The sequence below is a fragment of the Rhodanobacter sp. sgz306013 genome (assembly GCF_057031145.1).
Genome location: NZ_JBXCIJ010000004.1, coordinates 132,196 through 154,043, shown reverse-complemented (window position 1 = coordinate 154,043; position 21,848 = coordinate 132,196). Strand labels below are relative to the sequence as shown.

Below are 21,848 nucleotides of genomic sequence, written 5' to 3'. Positions count from 1 at the left end.
GTGGCGCCATCCATGCAGAACGAACGTCGGGGCCCCGCCGTCCCGCCTCGATGCGGGGTCAGCTCTCCATCAGCAGGGGCCGCCAGCGGCGCAGGACGCGCCTCACGGCCTCCAGCCACGCGGCACCGGCCAGCACCAGCGACAGCAGCAGCGCCAACGCCTTGCCGTCCAGCCCTTCCAGGCCGATCGCCGCACGCAGCGGCGCGATGCCCAGCACGGCCGCGAGCATGAGCACTCCGGCGCCCAACATGCGCAACAGCCACGGATTCTTGCCCCATGCGATGCGCCACAAGGGAAGCGCCACCTGATGGTTGGCCACGGTCAGCAGCAACACCCCGCCCACCAGTCCGAGAAAAGTGATGCCACGCGCCAGCTCCGCGGAACCGCGCACCACGAGCAACGAGCCGTAGCACAGCGCCAGGATCACGGCCAGACCCGCGCCTTGAACGGCACCGAAGCCCAGGTTGGCCACGCGGAACGGCGATTCGCCGATCGGCCGCGGCGGCCGGCACATGATGCGGGGAGACGCGGGGGCGGCCTCGAACACGATCGAGCAGGCGGGATCGATCAACAGCTGCAGCAGCGCGATCTGCACCGGCATCATCAGGATCGGCCAGTGCAGGAGACTCGGCAGCAGCGCCAGCGTCACCACCGGCACATGGACCGCCACCACGAAACGGGTCGCCGTCATGATGTTGTCGTAGATGCGCCGGCCCTGGCGGATGGCCGCCACCAGGCTCGCGAAGTCGTCGTCCAGCAATACCAGCGCCGCCGCCTCGCGGGCCACGTCGGTGCCGCGGCCACCCATCGCCACGCCGGCATCGGCGGCCTTGAGGGCAGGCGCGTCGTTCACGCCGTCGCCGGTCATGCCCACCACCTCGCCACGCCGCTGCAGGGCGCGCACCAGCCTCAGCTTTTGCGTGGGTTGCACGCGCGCGCAGACATCCACGTCGGCCAGGCGGGCGGCGAGCTGCTCGTCGTCGAGTGCGTCCACCTCGGCACCGGTGATCGACCGCGGCGACGCGCTCAGCCCGACCTGCCCGGCGATGGCCCGCGCGGTGACCTCGTGGTCGCCGGTCATCATCAGCACCCGGATACCGGCCGCATGGCATTCGGCCACGGCGGCCCGCGCCTCCTGGCGCGGCGGGTCGATCAGGCCCAGCAGCCCCGCCAAACGGTAGCGGAAGCCGCATTGCGTGGCAGGCCACGGCGGCCCCTGCCAGTGTGCCGACGCCACCGCCAACACACGCAGGCCGTGTGCGGCCATGGCATGCACGCGCCGCTCCCATCGCCGCCGTTCTGCCGCATCGAGCCCGCACAGCTCCATCACCGCCTCCGGCGCGCCCTTGGCGCCGATCGCGAAGTACCCGTCGGCCAGCGGCGCGGCGCGGCTCATGGCCAGCAATCCGGGCGTCAGCGCGTATTCCTTGACCACGCTGTCGGCGGCCACAACGTCGCGGTCGTCGAGGTGTTCCGCGCCGAACGCGCGGATGGCGTGCTCCATCGGATCGGCCGACCCGGCCGGCGTGGCCAGCAGCGCCAGCCTGGCCAGCTCATGGAAGGCCGGCGGCAGCGGCCCCCCGCCTTGCCGGAAGGTCGCGTCCCCGGTATCCAGTTCGGCCACCGCCATGCGGTTCTGCGTCAGCGTGCCCGTCTTGTCCGCCACCAGCACGGTGATGGCGCCCAGCGTCTCCACCGCAGCGATGCGGCGGGTCAACACCTTGTGCCGGGCGATGCGCCAGGCGCCCAGGGCGAGGAAGACGGTGAGTATCACCGGGAACTCCTCGGGCAGGATGGCGATCGCCAGCGCGACGCCCGCCAGCAGGCTGTCGAGCAGGCTGTTCCCGTCCCAGAGCCAGTCGAGCAGCACGAGCCCGATGGCGCAGGCCAAGGCGGCGAGGCCGAAGCGGCGGATCAGGCTGCGCGACGCGCGCTGCAGCGGGGAGGTCGTCTCCACCGTGGATGCCAGCGCCTGGCCGATCCGCCCCACCGCGGTATCCGTGCCGACGCCGACCACGCGCACGGTACCCCGGCCGCGTGTCACCAGCGTGCCGGCGAAAACCCGGGTGCCTTCGCCGGAGGGGTGCTTGGCCACCGGCACCGATTCGCCGGTAAGCAGGGATTCGTCCGCCTCCAGCAGGCCCTCCAGCATCACGGCGTCCGCGGCGACGCGGTCGCCCTCGTGCAGCACCAGCAAGTCGTCCATGACCACCTCGGCCGAGGGCACGCGTTGCTCGCGGCCGTCGCGGATCACGCGCGCCTGGGGCGCGGAGAGGTCGCGCAAGGCTTCCAGCGCCCGTTGCGTCCTGCGTTCCTGCACCAGTGTGATGCCGATGATCACCACGACCGACGCCAGCAGGAAAATGGCGTCCGTGCGCTCGCCCAGGGCCAGATAGACGCCGCCGGCGAACAGCAGCAGCAGGAACATCGGCTCCGCCAGCACACTGCGGGCGATCGCCCACATCGAACGGGGCCGGCTGCCGGGCAAGGCGTTGGGGCCGTGCTGCCGCAATCGCGCGCGCGCTTCGGCCTCGCTCAGGCCGGCGCGGCGCGGCGCGGCAGATGCGGCGTAGTTCACGCCTCGGCCACCAGCAGCGGCAACTCGCCCTGCTGGAGCATGTAACGCGTAACGCCGCCGAGCAGCCACTCGTTCACGCGCGAATGCCCCCACGCGCCCATCACCAGCAGATCGGCGCCACAGCCGCGTGCGCGTTCATGGATCCGCCGGCCGTCGTCGTCCTCCTCGTCCAGGACCTCCCAGTGCGTCCGCAGGGCGTGCCGCTCCAGCCACTGGTCGAGCGCCAGCGGGATACGCCGCGCGTTCGCGCGGATGCGCGATACGCCATCCAGCACCACGATCTCCTCGGCGCGGGACAGCAGCGGCGCCGCTGCGCGGACCGCGCGTGCCGCCTCGCTGGAGCCGTTCCAGGCGATGACCACCTTGCGCACCCCGTCCTTGCCGGCCCATTGCTCCGGCACGAGCAGCATGGGCGCGGCATCGGTAGACAGCGTGCGACCCAGCGGATTGAAGCCGGAGGCGACGCGCGCGGCTTCACGCGAAAGCCGCCCGAGCACCAGCTCGACGAGGCTGGCGCGCCGGGACAGCACCGCCTCGTAGAACCCGCGATACGCCTCCCACCGGCCGTCGACGCCATGGCTTCGGCACAGTTCGCGCCACCAGTCGCGGCGGTCGCGCGCAGCCCGTTCCTGTTCCTCCAGCACGAGCATGGCGTCCGGCATGACCAGCATCTCGGCAGGGCTGAGCATCACCACCTGCAGACCGGTGAGGCGCGCGCCATGCTGGCGCGCAAGGGCGAAAGCAAAGCGCAGCAAGGCAGCGTCGTTGCGTTCCGGATCGACATCGACGAGGAATTCGAGCATGACGACTCCGGATGCTTCCTAGGTAAACCCTTCCAGCAGCCGGGATCCGGCCAGGCAGGCGGTAACGGTCAGCGCGGCGGACATGGGCGCGTCGCCCGGCCGCCGTGTCCGCCACGTCTGGCATCTCCCACACGGATCTGCATGCCTGCATTACAGACCGGCACTCCAGGGGATGGATTGACGTGCGTCAACTTGGTGCCGCGGCATGGTCGGCATGGCGCCTCGGCTGCCGCGCCGCACCCGGCCAGCGCCACCGGCGACGGCGACGGCGGCCTGCCCGCGCGAAAAGGCGTGTCCTTCCCTGGCCTCGCCCGCCGCGCGGCCTCCTCGTCCCCGCCTCACCGCCGCCCAGGGGCCCCGGAAAAGCAGGCGCGCATCCTGCGCGCCAGAAGCTGCGCACCGTGGCTTTACCTCCACGGTGTGCATATCCGGCATTTCGACTCGATAACCCATAACGACCTCGTTTTGCGCGATATGCACGGCGGTTTATGTCGGTCGCGCGCCCTCCCGTGGCCGACCAAACGCCTGATTGGGCGCGGTATTTTCCGGCTTGACCGGCACCCGCCAATGCTGGAGCATCCGTGCTTATCCCCCGAATTCGGGGACTACTTAGCGTTAGCTCTCATCGCATGGATAGCCGCCTCCTGCATCTCACCTATTCGAAGGCATTCGCTTCAGTCGCCTGGGACAGGCACGGCGAGCACGAGTATGTGCTCGTAGGTGACGGGCTCGCGGTGGAGATGTCTGTGCTTCAAGCGCTCATCGACCGCACGTTCTCTATGGACACCCTTTGGTTAAGCCAAAGCAGGCACGATGCCGTCTCCGTCTCACGCAACCAAGCCGCAGACTTCATGGTTGGACGGTTGCAGCCTAGGTCGACGGTTGTCCTCACAGACGAGGATGTCAGCACCTTTATAGAGCTAAGCTTCCTTGGTGTGGCTCGCACCGGCAAAGCACGAGCTAACTACTCATTCAAGCGGACGCGCTGACGCGCGCCGCTTAACTCAGGCGTTAGGCCTCAGATGGACACTAATACGAAGCCTTCTCCCTACCGCTGGAGAACTGCTATCCGTCGGCATTTGCCCTGGTTCCTGATTGATCTTGGCGTGGCGAACAAGGGGCGGGACTGTGAGGCGGCCGGCGGAAGCCACTCTTGGTACAACATAGACGGCAAGAGCAGCGGCTGTTATCACTGCAAGGTGGTCAAGGCGGGGCGCCTTTGGGAGCAGGTCGACGCCTAACATTTCGTTCAAGGCGGACGGCGTACCGCCGCCGCTTAACTCCAGCGTTAGGTCGCAATGGCAACTCACATAAAGGTACTGAGTTATCTCATGGCGGCTTGTGGCGCACTGCTGCTTGCGGTGGCCATTACCTCGCTCATTGCCATTTGGCCATCGAGACTTTCTGACCCATACCACCCCGCGTACGTGGTAGTGCCTGCCTGGTTGCCCCAGGCCTTTGTCCTTGTCTCAGCGCTTGTCGCTGGTGGCGTCGTGCTCTCCTCTCGCATTGCCAGCCGGCGAGGCGCTCGTCTCTCACGAGTTTCGTTGGCAGCCATAGTGCTTACAGTCGCCGCATGGGCTACGGTCGCAACCTCTTGGGTGGTCGCTGGCGGTTGGGTAGCGACCTAACATCTCGTTCAAGGCGGACGGCTTCGCCGCCGCTTAACTCCAGCGTTAGGCATCATGAAGGGCATTCACGTTCTCAGCTTTATAGCCGCTGTTGTCTGGGCACTTCTGATACCCATCGGCATCAGAGGGGTTGACGTCGCTCGGTCACAGCACATCGCCGGATGGCCCTCACCCGGCCAGATCCTTTATTACGTCTACACCCCGGTAATCATGCTTGCACTCATCGTGCTGGCATGGGCTCTTGCAGTCCGTTGGCTACGTATCAAAGCGTTCATGGTCGCCTTCAACGTGCTAGCGCTTCTTGTCTTGCCGGTCTATCTGCTCGCATACACGGGCGGCGTATGACGCAGCCTAACCACTCATTCAAGGCGGACGGCTGCGCCGCCGCTCAACTCCAGCGTTGGCCACCTCATGAAACTACCGAACGACGACCAATTCAGCGAAGGCATGAGCCCGGTAACTAGCCGGCTCAATGACCAGAAGCGGGAAGTCGCGCGGCATACATCGCTCGGTGCTGGGGTGGAGAGGGCTTCAAGCAGCGTCAGCTCGCGGTACTGACCAGCGCCAGCCGCAGCGTGCGCAGCAGCCTCCGCGTGGTGACCGGCTTGTCGAGCACGTGGAGGCGCGGCAGCGGCGGCAGTTCGTCGAGGTCCGGCGGTGCGTCGGGGCGTACCAGCATCACCACCGCACCGTCGTAGCCCTGCTCGGTCAGCGCGCCCAGCGTGCGCGCCGCAGTGAACAGGTTCATGTCGGCGTCCATCAGCACCAGGTCGGGCAGTCCGTGCGCGCCGATCCACTGCAGGGCGGCGGTGCCGCTCTGGCTGGCATGGGCCTGGTAGCCCCACGCGTCCAGCGTGTCGCTGAGCAGGGACAGCTGGCTGGCCGCCTCGACCACGACCAGCACCCGCTCGGCGGCGCCTTCGAGGCTGTCGGTGTCGTCGCCGTTGGCCTCGGCGGCGTCCGCCGCCATCTGCTGCAGCGGTATGTACAGGTCGAAGCGGGTGCCGCGGCCGGGCACGCTGTCCACCCGCATCACGCCGCCGTGGCTGGCGACGATGCGCTGGCAGGACACGAGGCCGAGGCCGGTGCCATTCTCCTTGGTGGTGAAGAACGGCTCGAACAGCCGCTCCAGCACCTCGCGGCACATGCCTGGGCCGCTGTCGGCCACGCTGAGGCGCAGATGGCGACCGGGATGCGGCTCTTCCCCGGGCAGGAAGAACTCCGGGTCGAGCCGCAGCTGCGCCGTCTCGATGCGCAGATCGCCGCCGTCGGGCATCGCCTGGATCGCGTTGAGGCAGAGGTTGAGCAGGCATTGCTGCAGCTCGGTGTGGTTTCCGGCGAACGCGAGCTCCGGCGCGTCCACCTCCATCTCCATGCGGATCGCGCGCGGCACGCTGCCCTGCAGCAGCAAGCCCAGCGCGTCCATCAACCCGCCCAGCCGCACCTGTTCGGCGCGGCGCGCGCCGCGCGCGAAGGACAGCATCGACTGCACCATCTCCAGCCCGCGCTTGCCGCAGTCGCGCACCAGTTCGCCCAGCCGCGCCAGTTGGGGGTCGTCGGCGCGGTCGCGCAGGCTGTCGCCGGCCAGCAGCAGCGGCTGCAGCAGGTTGCGCAGGTCGTGGCTAAGGCCGCCGGCGAGCATCGCCAGGCTCTCGAAGCGCTGGGCGCGGATCAGCTCCGCCTGCGCCCGCTGGCTGGCGCGCCGCTCGGCGGCCTCGGCCAGCGCGCGACGCACCGCGCTGGCGAGGCGTGCCGGGTTCTGCTTGAGGATGTAGTCGGTGGCGCCGTTGCGCAGCGCCTCGATCGCCGCCTCCTCGCCCAGCGTGGCGGAGACATAGATGAAGGGCAGGTCCGCGTCCCGCTGGCGCAGCAACTCCAGTGCGCGCTGGCCGGAGAAGCCCGGCAGGCTGAGGTCGGACAGCACGATGTCGGGCACGAACTCGCGCAGCGCGGCGAGGTAGTCCCCCTCCTGGTCGACCACCCGCGCCTCGTGCGCGAGCGCGTCGTCGCCGAGCTCGGCCAGCGCCAGTTCGGCGTCGTTGCGGTTGTCTTCCACCAGCAGTACCCGGATCGGGCGTGTGTCGCTGCCGTGCGCACCGTGCATGGGCTCCTCCCTCGTCTCGCGGCCCCGCTTCAGGCCAAATGCCTTTGCAACGGGCCGAACTGCCGCCGGATGTCGTTGCCCGTCATCCGCCGGCTTCCGTCGCCCGCGGCGTTCGGCCCGAGCGGCCCGCGCCTGCGGCGTGGCCGCTCGCCGGCATGGTAACCAAGCCCTGACCGCCGGTCGCGATTCCGCATCATTCGTGCTCGGGTGCCTGGTTCAGCACCGCCCAGAACTGCCCCAGCGTACGCACCGCGGTGAAGAACTGATCCACATCCACCGGCTTGATCACGTAGGCGTTGACGCCCAGGTCCCAGCTGCGCGCCAGGTCGCGCTCCTCGCGCGAGGAAGACAGGATGACCACCGGAATGCGCCGCAGGCCCTCGTCGGCGCGCATGCGGGTGAGAACTTCCAGGCCATCCATGCGCGGCATCTTGATGTCCAGCAGCACCACTGCCGGGTTGCCCGGTTCCCGCCTGGCCCAGTCGCCGCGGCACTGCAGCCAGTCCATGCACTCGACGCCGTCCTGCAGGTGCACCACCGGGTTGGCGAGATTGGCTTCGCGCAGCGCGTCCAGCGACATTTCGGCGTCGGCCATGCTGTCCTCGACGAGCAGGATGGTGCGGATGTGGCGATTCATCATGCAAGGCTCTCGGTGGGTGTGCCGGACAGGTCCCGCGCCGGCAGCGAAAAGTGGAAGCGCGCGCCGCGCTCCGGTTCGGCCTCGGCCCAGACCCGCCCGCCATGGCGGGAAAGGATGCGCCGCACGTTGGCCAGGCCAATGCCGTTGCCCGGGAAGTCCGAGGCGCGGTGCAGGCGCTGGAACACGCCGAACAGCTTGTCGGCGTACTGCATGTCGAAGCCGGCGCCATCGTCGCTCACGGTGAACTCGTAGTCGCCGTTGCGGCCGCGCCGCACGTCCACCGCGATGTGCGCGACTTCCCGCTGGCCGGTGTACTTCACCGCGTTGCCGATCAGGTTCTGCCACACCGTACGCAACATGTTCTCGTCGCCGACCACGATCGGCAACGGCGCGATCGACCAGCTGATGCGCCGCCCCGGCGCCTCCGCCTCGCACAGCGCGCGGGCCTCCTCGGCCAGCGACTGCATGTCCACCGGCTGCAGGCGCAGCGCGCCACGGCCCAGGCGCGAGAACACCAGCAGGTCGTCGATCAGCTGCGCCATGCGCTGCGCCGAATTGCCGATCACGTCGAGATAGTGGCTGCCGGTATCGTCCACCCGCTCGCCCAGGTGTTGGCGCAGCTTGCGCGCGAAGCCGGCGATGTGGCGCAGCGGCGCGCGCAGGTCGTGCGAGACGGAGTAGCTGAACGCCTCCAGCTCGCGATTGACGTCGGAGACCTGCGCGACCTTGCCCTCCAGCTGGTGGTTCAGTTCGTTGACCTTCTGCTCGGCCAGCGCGCGCGCGGTGACGTCGCTTACCGTGAGCAGCAGCGCCTGCGCATCGCTGTCCTGCTGCTGGATGCGGCGGGCATTGATCACCACGTGGCGGTCCACGCCGTCGACAGTGCGCTGCACCAGCTCGTAGTCCCACAGCTCGCGGTTGCGCAGCAGCACGTCGTTGAGCCGCTGCAGCAGCGCGCCGTCGTTCCAGGCGCCGTCGCCGATCTGCGGCAGCGGCAGCGCGCGATGGTGCTTCGGATCCAGCCCGTACAGCTCGCTGAAGGCGGCGTTCACCAGCAGGCTGCGCAACTGTTCGTCGAACAGCGCGATCGGTTCGCGCACCGCCTGCACGATCATCTGCGAACGCAGCACCGCGCGGCCCTCGCGGGTCTCCGCCAGCTGGCGCTTGCCGATCTGTCGCTCGGACGAGATCACCACCACGATCAGCAGCACCAGCTGCGCCAGCGCGGTGAGCCCGAGCACGAACTGGCTGCGGTCGACCTGCCGCGCGACGTCGCGGGTGCGGTCGGCCAGCAGGCGGTCCTCGGTCTCCGCGATGCCGTCGATCAACACGTGCATATGGAACAGGTCGCCGGTATCGCGCAGCGACTGCCGGGCGCCGGCGGCATCGCCGTTGCGCAGCCGCGCCAGCGCCTGGTCGACCAGGGTGATGCGGCCGCTGGTGACGCTCTCCAGCCCCCCGATGCGCGCCTGCTGATCAGGGTTGTCGCGGGTCAGGTTGCGCAGCTGCGCCAGCAGCGCAGGCACCTGGTCCTTGGCACCGCTGGCACGCCGCTCGGTCGCCGGATCGCCGTCGCCGGCGAGGATGCGGTAGCTCGCCGCCTCGCTGTCGCGGATCAGGTAGGCGATGCGGTAGGTGAGCGCCTTGACCGTGCTGGCGTGGTTGAGCCAGAGGTTGGCTTGCTGCGTCTCGTCGGCCATCACCCGCGTGGCGAGGTACGGCAGGGCCACGATGGCGACCATCGCGAGCAACAGGCCGGCGACGCGCCAGCGCAGCAGACCCCTGACTTTCATTGGACAAGCCGCATGGGTTGACCCCGCCGGACCGCGTCCGGCTTGTTCAGGCAGGGAGCTATTCTGCGCAGGTTTCGCGCCGCGGGCCAAGCCTGCGCGGCACGGAACCCGTGGCGCGCACGGCTACTGCCCGTAGGAGCTCATCGAGGCCGGCCGCGCGGCGATGGCCTTGCCCCATTCGAGGTTCGGCGTGGCCTGCATCGTGAAACGCAACTCGCCGCCGGCGAGGATCTCGCCGTGGTGCAGATAGACCCGGTCCAGCGGCTTGCCGTTCAACCTGACCTGCCCGACGTAGGGGTGCGCGTCGTCCAGGTGTTCGGCCACCACGGTGAAGGTATGGCCGTTCGGCAGGTGGATTGCCGCCTTCGGCACGAACGGGCGGCCGATCGCGTACTCGTCGCTGGCCGGCGTCACCGGATAGAAGCCCAGCGCGGTGAAGATGTACCAGGCCGACATCTGGCCGAGGTCGTCGTTGCCGACCAGGCCGTCCGGGCCGCCGTGGTACTGGCTGTCCATGATCTGCTTCAGCCGCTGCTGCGTCTTCCAGGGTGCGCCGGCGTAGTCGTACAGGTAGGCGATGTGGTGGCTGGGCTCGTTGCCGTGCGCGTACCAGCCGATCAGGCCGGTGATGTCCTCCACGTTCTTGAAGATGGACGGATCGACCTTGGCGTCGAACAGCTGGTCGAGCTTGCTGACGAATTTCGCGTCGCCGCCATAGGCGGCGATCAGCCCGGCCACATCCTGCGGCACGTACCACGAGTACTGCCAGGCGTTGGCCTCGGTGTAGTCGCTGCCGTACGCGGCGGAAGCAGGATCGAACGGCGTGCGGAACTGGCCGTTGCTGAGCCTGGCGCGCATGAAGCCGGTCTTCGGATCCCACACGTTGCGCCAGTTGGCCGCCCGTTTCTCGAACGTGGCGTAGACGTCGCGCCTGCCCAGCGCCTTGGCCATCTGCGCGATCGTCCAGTCGTCGTAGGCGTATTCCTGGGTCTTCGAACCGGCTTCCGTTTCCTTGTCGATCGGCACGTAGCCGAGCTTCATGTAGTCGGCCAGGTCGCCGTAGGGGCCGTAGGTGGCGGTGGACACCATCGCCTTCAGCGCCTGCCCGGCATCGAAGCCGCGCACGCCCTTGATGTAGGCGTCGGCGATGATCGCCACGGCGTGGTAGCCGGTCATGCACCAGGTTTCCAGGCCCTGGTAGGCCCATACCGGCAGCATGCCGAACGGGCTGTCCTGCTGCGCGGCCAGCAGCGAGCGGATGAACTGCGTGCTGAGGTCGGGCCGCAGCAGCACCATCAGCGGCTCCTCGGCGCGGTAGACGTCCCACATCGACCAGCTGGAATAGAAGTCGAAACCGTCCGCCTTGTGCACCTGGTGGTCGGGGCCGCGGTATTCGCCGTTGACGTCCATGCTCAGCGTGGGCGCGAGCATCGCGTGGTAGAGCGCGGTGTAGAACTGGGTGCGCTGGCCCGGCGTGCCGGACACGTCGATCGCCGACAGCGCCTTGTCCCACGCCGCGGTGGCGTCGGCGCGGCGGGCGTCGAAATCCCAGCCCTTGCCGTCCTGGTCGAGGTTGGCGATGGCGTTCGCCTCGCTCACCGGCGAGATCGCCACCTTCACCAGCAGCGGCCTGGCGAGCTTGCCGAAGTCGAACACGCCTTCCAGCGCGCGGCCGTTCTCGGCGTCACGGTCCTCGGGCTGGTTGCCCGGCCCCTTGAAACCCTTGTAGACCACGTCCGTCTCGCGGTCGTACAGCGTGCGCGAGACCATCGGCTGGTTGAAGCGCATCGCGAAGCACAGCTCGCGCCCCGGCGCCCAGCCGCGGGTGGTGCGGCAACCGCTCACGGTGCCGTCGGCGCGCACGCGCAGGCGCGACCACAACACCTTGCCGGGGTAATCGTAGATGCTGGGGCGCAGGTCCAGCAGCAGGTGCGCGGGCTGGTCCTTCGGAAAGGTGTAGCGATGCCAGCCGATGCGGCGGCTGGCGGTCAGCTCCGCACGGACGCCGTAGTCCGAAAGCGTCACCGCGTAATAGCCGGCCTGCTCCACTTCGCTGGCGTGGCTGAAGCGCGAGCGGTAGCCGCTGCCCGGCTTCGCGGGATCGCCCGGATCCAGCCGCACCTCGCCGGCGATCGGCATCACCAGCACGTCGCCCAGGTCCGAATGGCCGGAGCCGGAGAAATGAGTGTGCGAGAAGCCCATGATGGAGGGATCGCCGTACTGGTAGCCGGCGGCCCACTTGTAGGCGTGCTTGAAATCCGGCATCGCGGTGTCGGGCGAGAGCTGGATCATCCCGAACGGCACCGTGGCGCCGGGGAACGTATGGCCGTCGCCGCCGGTGCCGATGCGCGGATCGACCTGGGCCGCATGGCCGTTCGCCGCTGCCGCGCCGGCGGAGCACAGGGCCAGGCCGGCGGTCAGCGCGAACATCAGCCATCCCTGCGGAGGGTGCTGCTTCATGGGCTCTCCCCTTGCGTCAAAATTTGGATCGTTCCAAGCTGCGGACGCTACCACCGGTTCCCGTGCCGCTGCATGTTGCATCGCGGAACCATCCACGGCACGCTTCCGGTACATTTTGATCGTTCCAATCGCCCACGACGACGAGCATGGCCACGGACAGCACGCCTCACGCCAATCGCAAGGTTACCCTCGCCGACATCGCCGCAGGCTGCGATGTGTCGCGGGCCACTGTCTCGCTGGTGCTGCGGGGCAGCCCCCTGGTGAACAAGCTCACCCGCGCCCGGGTCGAGGAAGAGCTGCGCCGGCAAGGCTACGTGTACAACCGCGCCGCTGCCAACCTGCGCCGCCGCACCTCGTCCAGCATCGCACTGGTGCTGAACGACCTCGCCAACCCGTTCTTTGCCGAGTTTGCCACGGGCGTGGACGAGGCGCTGGGCGGCGCCGGCTACGTCACCCTGCTCGGCAGCACCGGCGAATCGGTCGCGCGCGAACAGGCGGTGCTCGGCTCGCTGCTCGAGCACGATCCCGCCGGCGTGATCCTCTCGCCCGCCGAAGGCAGCGACGCCAACAGCGTGCTGCGCACCATCGGCGTGCGCACGCCGATGGTGCTGTTCAACCGCGAGCTCGCCGGCAAACCGTCCCACGATGCGCCCTGGGACCGGCTGATGCTGGACAACCAGCGCGGCGCGCGGCTGGCCACCGAGCACCTGATCGCGCTGGGCCAGAAGCGCATCGCGTTCTTCGGCGGCCACGCCAGCTCCAGCTCCTGCCAGCAGCGCCATGCCGGCTACGTCGAGGCGATGAAAGCCGCCGGCCTGCCGATCGAGCCGCACTGGCGCATCGAGTGCGCGCCGAACCGCGTGGATGCGGCGGCACAGTGTGGCGCGCTGTTCTTCGATGCGCCCGCGCCCACCGCGGCGGTCTGCTACAACGATGCGGTGGCGCTGGGCCTGATGCTGGGGCTTTACCAACGCGGCATCCGGCCTGGCCGCGATTTCGCCGTCACCGGCTTCGACGACATCGCCGAGGCCGCGCTGAGCGCGCCGCCGCTCACCACGCTCGCCTCCACGCCGCGCGCGCGCGGCCGTCAGGCGGCCGAACTGCTGCTGCAGCGCCTGCGCGATCCGCAGGCGCAACCGCAACGCACCGTGGCCCCGGTGCAGCTGGTGGTGCGCGGCAGCAGCTGTCCGCCACCCGCCAACGCCTGAGCACACTCACCGCAGGGGAATCGCATGGCCTCCACCGCACCGCCGCAAGCCGCCATCGCCGCCACGGGCAATGGCGGCGGACGCTACACCGACTACCCGCTGGCGATGATGGCCTGCTCGGTGATCTTCTTCATGTGGGGTGCGCTGACCAGCCTCAACGACATCCTGATTCCGCATCTGAAAGCGCTGTTCACGCTGGACTACAAGCAGGTCATGCTGGTGCAGTCGGTGTTCTTCGGCGCGTACTTCCTGATGGCGCTGCCCGCCGGCTGGCTGGTGGAGCGCCTGGGTTTCAAGCGCGGCATGGTGGCGGGGCTGGCGGTAGCCGGCATCGGCGCGCTGCTGTTCTGGCCGGCGGCGCAATGGCAGAGCTATCCGCTGTTCCTGTTCGCTTTCTTCGTGCTGGCCACCGGCATCACCGTGCTGCAGGTCGCGGCCAACCCCTACGTGGCCCTGCTCGGCCCCGCACGGACCGGCTCCAGCCGTTTGACGCTGGCGCAGACGCTCAATTCGCTCGGCACCGCCGTGGCGCCGTGGGTGGGCGGCCTGCTGATCCTTTCCGGCATCATGCTGACCGCCGACCAGGTCGCCGCCCTGCCCGCCGTGCAGCAGGCAGCCTACCGCGCACAACAGGCGCATTCGGTGCAGATGCCGTATCTGGTGCTGGCCGCCGTGCTGTTCCTGCTGGCCGTGTTCGTGGCGCTGTTCCACCTGCCGCCGCTGGCCGAGGCCGGCGGCCAGGCGGATGGCCGCAAGCACACGCTGGGCGACGCGCTGCGCATCCCGCACGTGGCCTATGGCGTAGCGGCGATCTTCTGCTACGTGGGCGCGGAGGTGGCCATCGGCAGCTTCCTCATCAACTACATCGCCCAGCCGGACATTGGCGGCATCACCGAGCAGCAGGCATCCCGCTACGTGAGCTTCTACTGGACCGGCGCGATGATCGGCCGCTTCCTGGGCACCTTCCTGCTGGCCTGGCTCAACCCGCGCCGCCTGCTGGCGGCGTTCGCCGCCGTCGCCGGCCTGCTGGTGCTGACCAGCATGGCGAGCCAGGGCCACGTGGCGATGTACAGCATCGTCGCAGTGGGACTGTTCAACTCGATCATGTTCCCCACCATCTTCGCGCTTGGCATCGAGCGGCTGGGGCCGCTCACCGACAAGGCGTCGAGCCTGCTCATCATGGCCATCGTCGGCGGCGCGGTGATCCCGTGGCTGCAAGGCGTGCTGGCCGACCATCTGGGCGTGCACCACGCCTTCGTGCTGCCGGTGCTGTGCTATGCCTTCATCCTGTTCTACGGCCTGCGCGGCTCGAAGATCCGCGAAGTCGACGCCGCAAGCCCGAGGTAATCCCGCCCCATGCATTCCATACTCTGCTTCGGCGAAGCACTGATCGATTTCCACGCCGAGGGCCGCGATCCCCACGGCTACCCGCGCGCCTTCGTGCCGTTCGCCGGGGGCGCCCCCGCGAACGTGGCGGTGGCGGTGGCCAAGCTCGGCGGTGCCGCGCGCTTCGCCGGCATGCTGGGCACCGACCTGTTCGGCGACCTGCTGCTGGACAGCCTGCAGCACGCCGGCGTGGACACCCGCGACGTGGCGCGCACCGGCGAGGCGAACACCGCGCTGGCCTTCGTGGCGCTGGACGCGCACGGCGAGCGCAGCTTCAGTTTCTACCGGCCGCCCTCGGCCGACCTGCTATTCCGCCCCGAGCACTTCCGTGCCGATGCGTTCGCCGACACCGCGGTGTTCCACGTCTGCTCCAACAGCATGACCGAGCCCGACGCCGCGGAGACCACGCGCGAAGGCATGCGCCGCGCGCGCGCGGCCGGCGCACTGGTGAGCTTCGACCTCAACCTGCGGCCCGCGCTGTGGCCGCGCGACACGGACGAGCGCGCCCAGGTCTGGCCGGCGCTGATGCTGGCCGACGTAGTGAAGCTCAGCGCCGAGGAATTCGCCTGGCTGGCCGTGGACGGCGAGGCCGCCGTGCTCGAACGCCTGTGGCAGGGCCACGCGCGCCTGCTGGTGGTTACCGACGGCCCGAATCCGCTGCGCTGGTTCCACCCCGATGCCGAGGGCGAGTTGCCGGCCTATCGCGTGCCCGCGGTGGACAGCACGGCGGCGGGTGACGCCTTCGTCGGCGGCCTGCTGCAGCAGCTGGCCGGGCAGGAGATCGGCAGCGCCGGCCTCGATGCGCTGGTCGCCACCTTGCCGCGCCTGCACGCCACCTTGCGCCACGCCGCGGCGGCCGGCGCGCTGGCGGTGACCCGGCAGGGCTCGTTCGCCTCGCTGCCGACCGCAGACGAAGTCCACGCCTTCATGGCCTCCCACGCCTGAGTCCCGCACGCATGAGCACCGTCCTCCCCCTCGCGCCGCTGCCCGATTTCCGTTCGCCCGCCTTCCTGCGCCGGCACATCGCCGACACCATGGCGTTCTACCACCCGCACGCGATCGACCCGGCCGGCGGCTTCTTCCACTACTTCAAGGACGACGGCACGATCTACGACCGCAGCCACCGCCACCTGGTGAGCAGCACGCGCTTTGTCTACAACTACGCGATGGCCGCGCTGGAATTCGACGCGGACGCGAAGCTCGCCGCCGAATACCGCGATGCCGTGCAGCACGGCCTGCGCTACCTGCGCGAAGTGCACCGCAACGCGCAATCCGGCGGCTACGCCTGGACGATCCGCGACGGCCAGCCGGAGGACCGCACCAACCACGCCTACGGCGTTGCCTTCGTGCTGCTGGCCTACGCCAGCGCACGCAAGGCCGGGGTCGCCGAGGCCGCAGGCTGGATGGACGAGACCTGGGAATTGCTGGAGCGCCGCTTCTGGGATGCCGAAGCCGGCCTGTACCGCGACGAGGCCGACGCCGACTGGCACTTCAGCGGCTACCGCGGCCAGAACGCGAACATGCACATGTGCGAGGCGATGCTGGCCGCCTACCAGGCCAGCGACGAGCCGCGCTACCTCGACCGCGCACTCGCGCTCGCCGACCACATGACGCGCCGCCAGGCCGCACTCGCCGATGGCCTGGTGTGGGAGCACTACGACGCGCAGTGGCGCATCGACTGGGACTACAACCGCGACAACCCCAAGCACCTGTTCCGCCCCTGGGGCTTCCAGCCCGGCCACCAGACCGAGTGGGCCAAGCTGCTGCTGATCCTCGAATCTCTGCTGCTGGAACGCAACCGCGAGGAACACTGGCTGCTGCCCACCGCCCGCCACCTGTTCGACACCGCGGTGAAGCATGCTTGGGACGGGGTGCACGGCGGCCTGTGCTACGGCTTCGCGCCCGATGGCAGCGTGTGCGACGACGACAAGTATTTCTGGGTGCAGGCCGAATCGCTGGCCGCCGCCGCCCTGCTGCACGCACGCACCGGCGACGCCGCCTACGCCGCCTGGTACGACAAGCTGTGGACCTACGCGTGGCAGCACTTCGTCGACCACGAATACGGCGCCTGGTACCGCATCCTCACGGTCGACAACCGCAAGGTCAGCGACGAGAAGAGCCCCGCCGGCAAGGTGGACTACCACACCATGGGCGCCTGCCACGAGCTGCTGCAGCTGTACGGCCCGGCAGCCTGAGCCCCACCGCATTCCCCTGCGCGCCGCGCATTGCGGCGCGTTTTTTTGTGCCGGTGATCTGCGCGCATGGCCCTCCTGCAATCATCCCTGATTGCGGGAATCGGACGGGCAGCCGTCCTTGGCCGCACTTTCAAAAAATCGCCGGGAGCGATTTTTGACATCGCGTCAGCGATGGCCCGAAGGGCGACCGCCAAGGATGGTGGTCGCAAAAAAAGCCCCGGCCGAAGCCGGGGCTGGGGGAACAAGTCCAACCTGAGAGGGATCAGTTGAACTTGTAATCGAACGACAGGAACATTTCGCGACCGGTGTATTCGTCGGCGGTCTGGTTGGTCGGAACGAACTCGAAGCCGCCGGAGTAGTACGGGATCGCCCCCACCTTGTCGAAGATGTTGGACACCGTGAAGGTGAGCTTGGTCTCCGGGTTGATCTGCCAGCCGACCGAGCCGTTCCACGTGATCCACGGCGGCACCCGGCCCATGTACGTGGTGTCCTGTACGACCATGGAGCCGCCGTTGTACGGCACCGTGCAGACGCCGGTGTTGTAGACGGTGCCGTCAGCCGCCTTGGCCGTGATCGGACTCGGCTGGATGCCGTTGTCCAGCACGTTGCAGCCGCCGTAGTTGTTGGCGCGCACGCTGCCCACACGCACGCCGGAGAGCGACACGTCCCAGTCACCCTTGTGCCAGGTGCCTATCCACGTGGCCCTGCTCGCCGCGTTGTTGTAGCGGGTATTCAGCAGCGGGTCGGAGGCCAGCACGCGCTGCTTGTACGAGAGGTTGTCGGTGTAGTTGATGCTGGTGGTGAAGTCGCCGTATTCCTCGCTGCGCCACTTGTAGTTCAGCGAGGCGTCCACGCCGCTCACGTACAGCGAGGCCTCGTTGATCGGGCCGGAGTGCACCGTGTTGATGGTGCCGTCCGCGTTGCGCTGGACCATGCCGGTCACCATCTGGCAATACGCCGAACCCTGCACGTGCGCCGTGTACGCCGCCAGTCCGCCCGAGCCGACCGGCTGGTAGCCGGTGAGGCAGCCCGCCTCGTCCTGCAGCACGGTGTCGTTGCCGAGGTACTGGATGGAGTTGTCCACGCCCATGTGCCAGTAGTCGGCCGACACCGACAGGCCCTCGACGCCCGGCACCTGCCACACCAGACCGTAGGTCCAGGAGTGGCCGGTTTCCGGCAGCAGCAGGCGGCTGCCGCCCGTCAACGAGGTGTAGTACTGCGACTGCGGGCGCTGGATGTTGCCGTTGCACCAGGTGCTGTTGGTATTGCCGCCCTTGATGGCGTTGATGCAGCTCAGGTAGTCCTCGTAGATGCCCACCGGCGAGGTGGAGCCGGTCTGGTAGACCGCCTGCATGTCCGGCGCCTTGAAGTTGGTGCCGTAGGTGCCGCGGATCAGCAGGCTGTCGAAGGGACGCCATTCGATGCCGGTGCCCCAGGTGCGGGCCACGTCGGCGCGGCTGGCGTCGTGGTACTTGTCCAGGCGGCCGGAGATGGTCCAGGTCAGCGAATTGAAGATCGGCACGCGGAACTCCGTGCCCAGCGAGTAGCGCTGGCGGGTGCCGGCACCGGTGTTGTCCGAATAGAACGGATTCACGAACGTCGCCGAATTCGATGCGCGCGCGTCGGGCGAGAGCTGGAAGCCGTTGTGCGCGGCTTCCACCACCGCGGCCCAACCCACCGACTCGTCCACCCACGGGAACTTGAACAGGTCGCCGTTGATGCGGAACTGCACCTGGTCCAGCCACGACGCCGCGGTGTCCTGGCCATTGACCGAGAACTGGCTGTACTGCTGCGGGTTGATCGGGTTCCACCACTGCTGCCAGTTCATGGCGTAGATCGGAATGGTATTGCCGTTGCTGTCGGTGGTGCTGCCCAGTTGCTTGCCGAGGAAGAAGTTGTCCGTGGCCGTCTGGTTGAAGGCCGTGTAGTCCTCGCGCACGATGTACTTCTGGGTGTTGAGGCTCAGATCCCAGTTGAAGTTGCCGTCGAACATGGTGCCGCGCAGGCCCGTGGTGATGTTCCAGTTCTGCTCGCGGTCATGGGTGTTGCCCGAGGTGCCGATTTCCTGTGCGGTGAACTGACGGACGGCCTGGGTGATGACCTGCCCCGTGCTCTGGTCGTAGAACTCACCCGTGCCCAGGCCCCACAACTGGGTATTGGAGATACCCACCGAGTTGTACAGGGCCGCCGAGCCATAGAGCTGCAGGCCATTGCTGAAGTCGTATTCGCCGGCCACGTAGCCGTTGTTGCTGCGGTTGCCCGGCGTCAGCACCCAGTTCTGGAACAGGGCGGGCTGCCCGCAGTAATAACCGTTGCTGGTGCTGCCGGTGACCTGCGTGCCGTTGGTCGTGACGCTGTGCGACTGGTAAAGCTGCGAGTTGCTGAACTTGTCGCAGGTGCCCGCGGGCGGGGTGATGTACTGGCCGGAAGCGGTCATCGCCGAGAGCGCGATGCTGCCGGCCGCATCGTACTGGTAGCCGAACAGGCGGTCGGCCGGGTTCCACGCGCCGTAGCCCGCCGAGGACACCGAGTCCTGGTATGGACGATCCATGCCCCACAACGCCGAGCGGTTGGACTTCTCCACGTTGTAGAGGATGTGCCAGTTCTCGCCCGACGTGCCGCCGAAGAAGTTGATGTCGCCATAGGCGCGGCCGCCGCGCTGCGCGCCGCCGCCGGTTACCTGCAGCTCGTTGCCCTGGTAGTTCTTCTTCAGGATCACGTTGACCACGCCGGCCACCGCGTCCGAGCCGTAGATCGACGAGGCGCCGGAGGCGAGGATTTCGACATGGTCGACCATGCCGGTGGGGATGTTGCTGTAGTTCTGGAAGTTGCTGTGCGCATACAGCGACTGCGGGTAGTCCACCACACGGTGGCCATCGATCAGCAGCAGGCTGAAACCGGGGCCCAGGTTGCGCAGGTTGAGCGGACGCGCATTGACCGCGGTGGCGCCCCAGGAAGCCGGATCCTGCACCTGCGGCCCCATCTGCGGCAGCGAGTCCAGGAACTCCCACAACGTGGTGAAGCCCTGCTTCTTGATCTCCGCGCCGGTGATGGTGACCACGGGCGCATTGCCCTCGATCTCCACGCGCGGAATCATCGAGCCGGTAACCGTGACCGCCTTCAGGTTCACCGCCTTGTTCTGGCTGGGAGCCGGCGTCGTAGCCGACTGATCGCCCGTGGTGGACGCCGTCTGCCCGTAGGCGGCCAGCGGCGACAGCAGGGCGATGGAAAGTGCACTCACGAGTGCGTTGCGACGCAATGCGATGGCATGACGCATGGAAACCCCTCCCTCAAGCATGTTTGTTGTCTGTGTTGTTGCGTGGCCGGGAGAGCCCCTGCTTCCCGGCCTTTCGTCAATCAGGTCTGGCGACCAAGGAACACATTTGGATCGTGTCAATCAATGGCGGCATCGCGCGCGCCGTGGCCCGCAAAACGCCGCGCAACACCCGCTTTTTTTCTTTCCCTGCTGCCTCGACCGGACCATCCCCGTCCGGTTTAGATCGATTCATATTTGAAACTATCACTCACCCATGAACGATGCAAGCGGCATTGCAATATGGCGGTCACCTCCGTCGGGCAGCCTGGAGCCGGACGGCGCCGCGGCAGTGCCATGCGCGATCCACTGCAGCTCAGTTGCTCTCGATCGGCTTCACTTCGTCGTGGAACAGGCGCACCGGCCCGTCCAGGGTGAGCGCCAGCACGGTGACCTCGGGGTCCAACGCGGCGGGCGGCACCGTGACGTAGAGCAGCCCCGGCACCTTGCTCCAGTACGGCTTACCCACCACCTGGGTATCGAGCGTGGTGCCGTTGCCCACCACGCGGGCATGCAGCACGCGGTTCATCAGGCCCTTCACCAGCACCGGGCCGTTCGGCCGCCCGTCCACGAACAGGTACAGCGTGCGGCCGTCCTTCGACAGCGTGCTGGAGCCGGCGTAGTAGTCCTTGGGGATGCCGGCCTGCGTGCCGTAGATCGCCTCGGCGTGCTTGTGGGTCCAGCGGCCGATCTGCTTCAGCGTGTCGACCTCCTGCGCGGGGATCGTGCCGTCGGCGCGCGGGCCGATGTCCAGCAGCAGGTTGCCGCCCATGCCGATAGTGTCGGCGAGGATGCGGATCAGCTGGTTCGCGCTCTTGAAGTGGCGGTCGTTCGGCTGCCAGCCCCAGGAGTTGTTGATGGTCAGGCACAGCTCCCAGTATTTCTGGGGCGGGCGCGTGATCGGCAGGCCTTGCTCCGGCGTGGCGTAGTCGCCGTAGCCCGCGAGGCGGGAGTTGATGATCGCACCCGGGTTGCGCGCCAGCAGCATCGCGCGCACCTGCTTCGCGTGCCATTCGGCGGCGCTGTGCTCCCAGTCGCCGTCGAACCAGTAGAGGTCCGGGTTGTAGCGCTGTGACAGGTCCTTCAACTGGCCCTGGTAGTACCCCACGAAGCGGTTCCAGCGCGCGGGATCGGCCTTGGCGTCGTAGCGCGACTCGGTCTTGGTGAAGCCCGGGTAGTTCTTGTGCGACCAGTCGATCAGCGAGAAGTACAGGCCCACCTTGAGGCCGTCCTTGCGCAGCGCCTGCACGAACGGCCCGACCAGGTCGCGCCTTGCCGGCGTGTCCTTCACCACGTTGAGGCCTTGCGCCGTATCCCATAGCGCCACGCCGTCGTGGTGCTTGGCGGTGAGCACCGCGTAGCGCGCGCCGCTTTCGCGGATCAGGTCGGCCCAGGCCTGCGGGTGGTAGTTCGCCGCGGTGAAGCCCTTGAGCTGCTGCATGTAGTGGTCGTAGCTGACGTAGCCGTCGTAGAACGACCACGACTCGTCGATGCCGTCCACCGCGTAGATGCCGTAGTGGATGAAGATGCCGAACTTCGCGTCGGCGAACCACTGCATGCGCTGCGCCTCGGCAGGCGCCGTCACTGAAGGCGCCGCTGCGACGGCCTGCGCCGCTGCGAGGCAGGCGCCGGCGAGCAGCAAGATCACTTGCCTCCTGATACCGTTCGGGCTGAGCGCAGCGCCGAAGGCGCGCAGTCGAAGCTCCCCGGCACCCGCACTTCGACTTCGCCGCTTCG

General features: G+C 68.1%; 13 protein-coding genes. 5 read left to right on the top strand and 8 right to left on the bottom strand.

Annotated features, from left to right (window positions below):
• Window positions 1–58 precede the first annotated feature (58 nt).
• Window positions 59–2,578 (bottom strand): cation-translocating P-type ATPase, encoded by a 2,520-nt coding sequence (locus AC2EWF_RS13725; protein ID WP_483639945.1) that lies wholly within the window; start codon window positions 2,576–2,578, stop codon window positions 59–61.
• Window positions 2,575–3,381, bottom strand: a complete 807-nt coding sequence (locus tag AC2EWF_RS13720; RefSeq protein WP_483639944.1) for a universal stress protein — start codon at window positions 3,379–3,381, stop codon at window positions 2,575–2,577. The genes AC2EWF_RS13725 and AC2EWF_RS13720 overlap by 4 nt, the downstream gene beginning before the upstream one ends.
• A 1,685-nt stretch (window positions 3,382–5,066) precedes the next feature.
• Here AC2EWF_RS13720 and AC2EWF_RS13715 point away from each other — a divergent pair.
• Window positions 5,067–5,357 (top strand): hypothetical protein, encoded by a 291-nt coding sequence (locus AC2EWF_RS13715; protein WP_483639943.1) that lies wholly within the window; start codon window positions 5,067–5,069, stop codon window positions 5,355–5,357.
• Between the two features lie 196 nt (window positions 5,358–5,553).
• Here AC2EWF_RS13715 and AC2EWF_RS13710 read toward each other — a convergent pair whose 3' ends face one another.
• From AC2EWF_RS13710 to AC2EWF_RS13695, 4 genes are all read right to left on the bottom strand, one after another.
• Window positions 5,554–7,116: a response regulator gene (locus tag AC2EWF_RS13710; protein ID WP_483639942.1), complete on the bottom strand. Its 1,563-nt coding sequence runs from the start codon at window positions 7,114–7,116 to the stop codon at window positions 5,554–5,556.
• A gap of 193 nt (window positions 7,117–7,309) precedes the next feature.
• Entirely contained in the window at window positions 7,310–7,756 is a 447-nt protein-coding gene (locus tag AC2EWF_RS13705) for a response regulator (RefSeq protein WP_483639941.1), read from the bottom strand.
• Window positions 7,753–9,549 carry a sensor histidine kinase gene (locus tag AC2EWF_RS13700; protein ID WP_483639940.1) on the bottom strand — a complete coding sequence of 599 codons (1,797 nt, stop codon included), beginning with the start codon at window positions 9,547–9,549 and terminating at the stop codon, window positions 7,753–7,755. The genes AC2EWF_RS13705 and AC2EWF_RS13700 overlap by 4 nt, the downstream gene beginning before the upstream one ends.
• Before the next feature lie 123 nt (window positions 9,550–9,672).
• The gene (locus AC2EWF_RS13695) at window positions 9,673–11,979 is read right to left on the bottom strand and encodes a GH92 family glycosyl hydrolase (protein ID WP_483640435.1); all 2,307 of its coding nucleotides are present in this window, start codon (window positions 11,977–11,979) and stop codon (window positions 9,673–9,675) included.
• Window positions 11,980–12,155: 176 nt separating this feature from the next.
• Between AC2EWF_RS13695 and AC2EWF_RS13690 the strand changes: the two genes are divergently transcribed.
• The 4 genes from AC2EWF_RS13690 to AC2EWF_RS13675 all read left to right on the top strand — a co-directional run bounded on the left by AC2EWF_RS13690 (window position 12,156) and on the right by AC2EWF_RS13675 (window position 16,798).
• Window positions 12,156–13,217 carry a LacI family DNA-binding transcriptional regulator gene (locus tag AC2EWF_RS13690; RefSeq protein WP_483639939.1) on the top strand — a complete coding sequence of 354 codons (1,062 nt, stop codon included), beginning with the start codon at window positions 12,156–12,158 and terminating at the stop codon, window positions 13,215–13,217.
• 105 nt (window positions 13,218–13,322) lie between these two features.
• Window positions 13,323–14,564, top strand: a complete 1,242-nt coding sequence (gene fucP, locus AC2EWF_RS13685; RefSeq protein ID WP_483640434.1) for an L-fucose:H+ symporter permease — start codon at window positions 13,323–13,325, stop codon at window positions 14,562–14,564.
• Between the two features lie 9 nt (window positions 14,565–14,573).
• Entirely contained in the window at window positions 14,574–15,548 is a 975-nt protein-coding gene (locus AC2EWF_RS13680) for a carbohydrate kinase family protein (protein ID WP_483639938.1), read from the top strand.
• 11 nt (window positions 15,549–15,559) lie between these two features.
• A complete protein-coding gene (locus AC2EWF_RS13675; RefSeq protein ID WP_483639937.1) occupies window positions 15,560–16,798 on the top strand; it encodes an AGE family epimerase/isomerase in 1,239 nt (412 codons plus the stop codon).
• Between the two features lie 262 nt (window positions 16,799–17,060).
• On the opposite strand, the gene AC2EWF_RS13670 is transcribed toward AC2EWF_RS13675, so the two are convergent.
• Together AC2EWF_RS13670 and AC2EWF_RS13665 are read right to left on the bottom strand one after the other, a co-directional pair.
• Window positions 17,061–20,075 carry a TonB-dependent receptor domain-containing protein gene (locus AC2EWF_RS13670; RefSeq protein WP_483639936.1) on the bottom strand — a complete coding sequence of 1,005 codons (3,015 nt, stop codon included), beginning with the start codon at window positions 20,073–20,075 and terminating at the stop codon, window positions 17,061–17,063.
• Window positions 20,076–20,427: 352 nt separating this feature from the next.
• A complete protein-coding gene (locus tag AC2EWF_RS13665) occupies window positions 20,428–21,759 on the bottom strand; it encodes an alpha-L-fucosidase (RefSeq protein ID WP_483639935.1) in 1,332 nt (443 codons plus the stop codon).
• Window positions 21,760–21,848 lie beyond the last annotated feature (89 nt).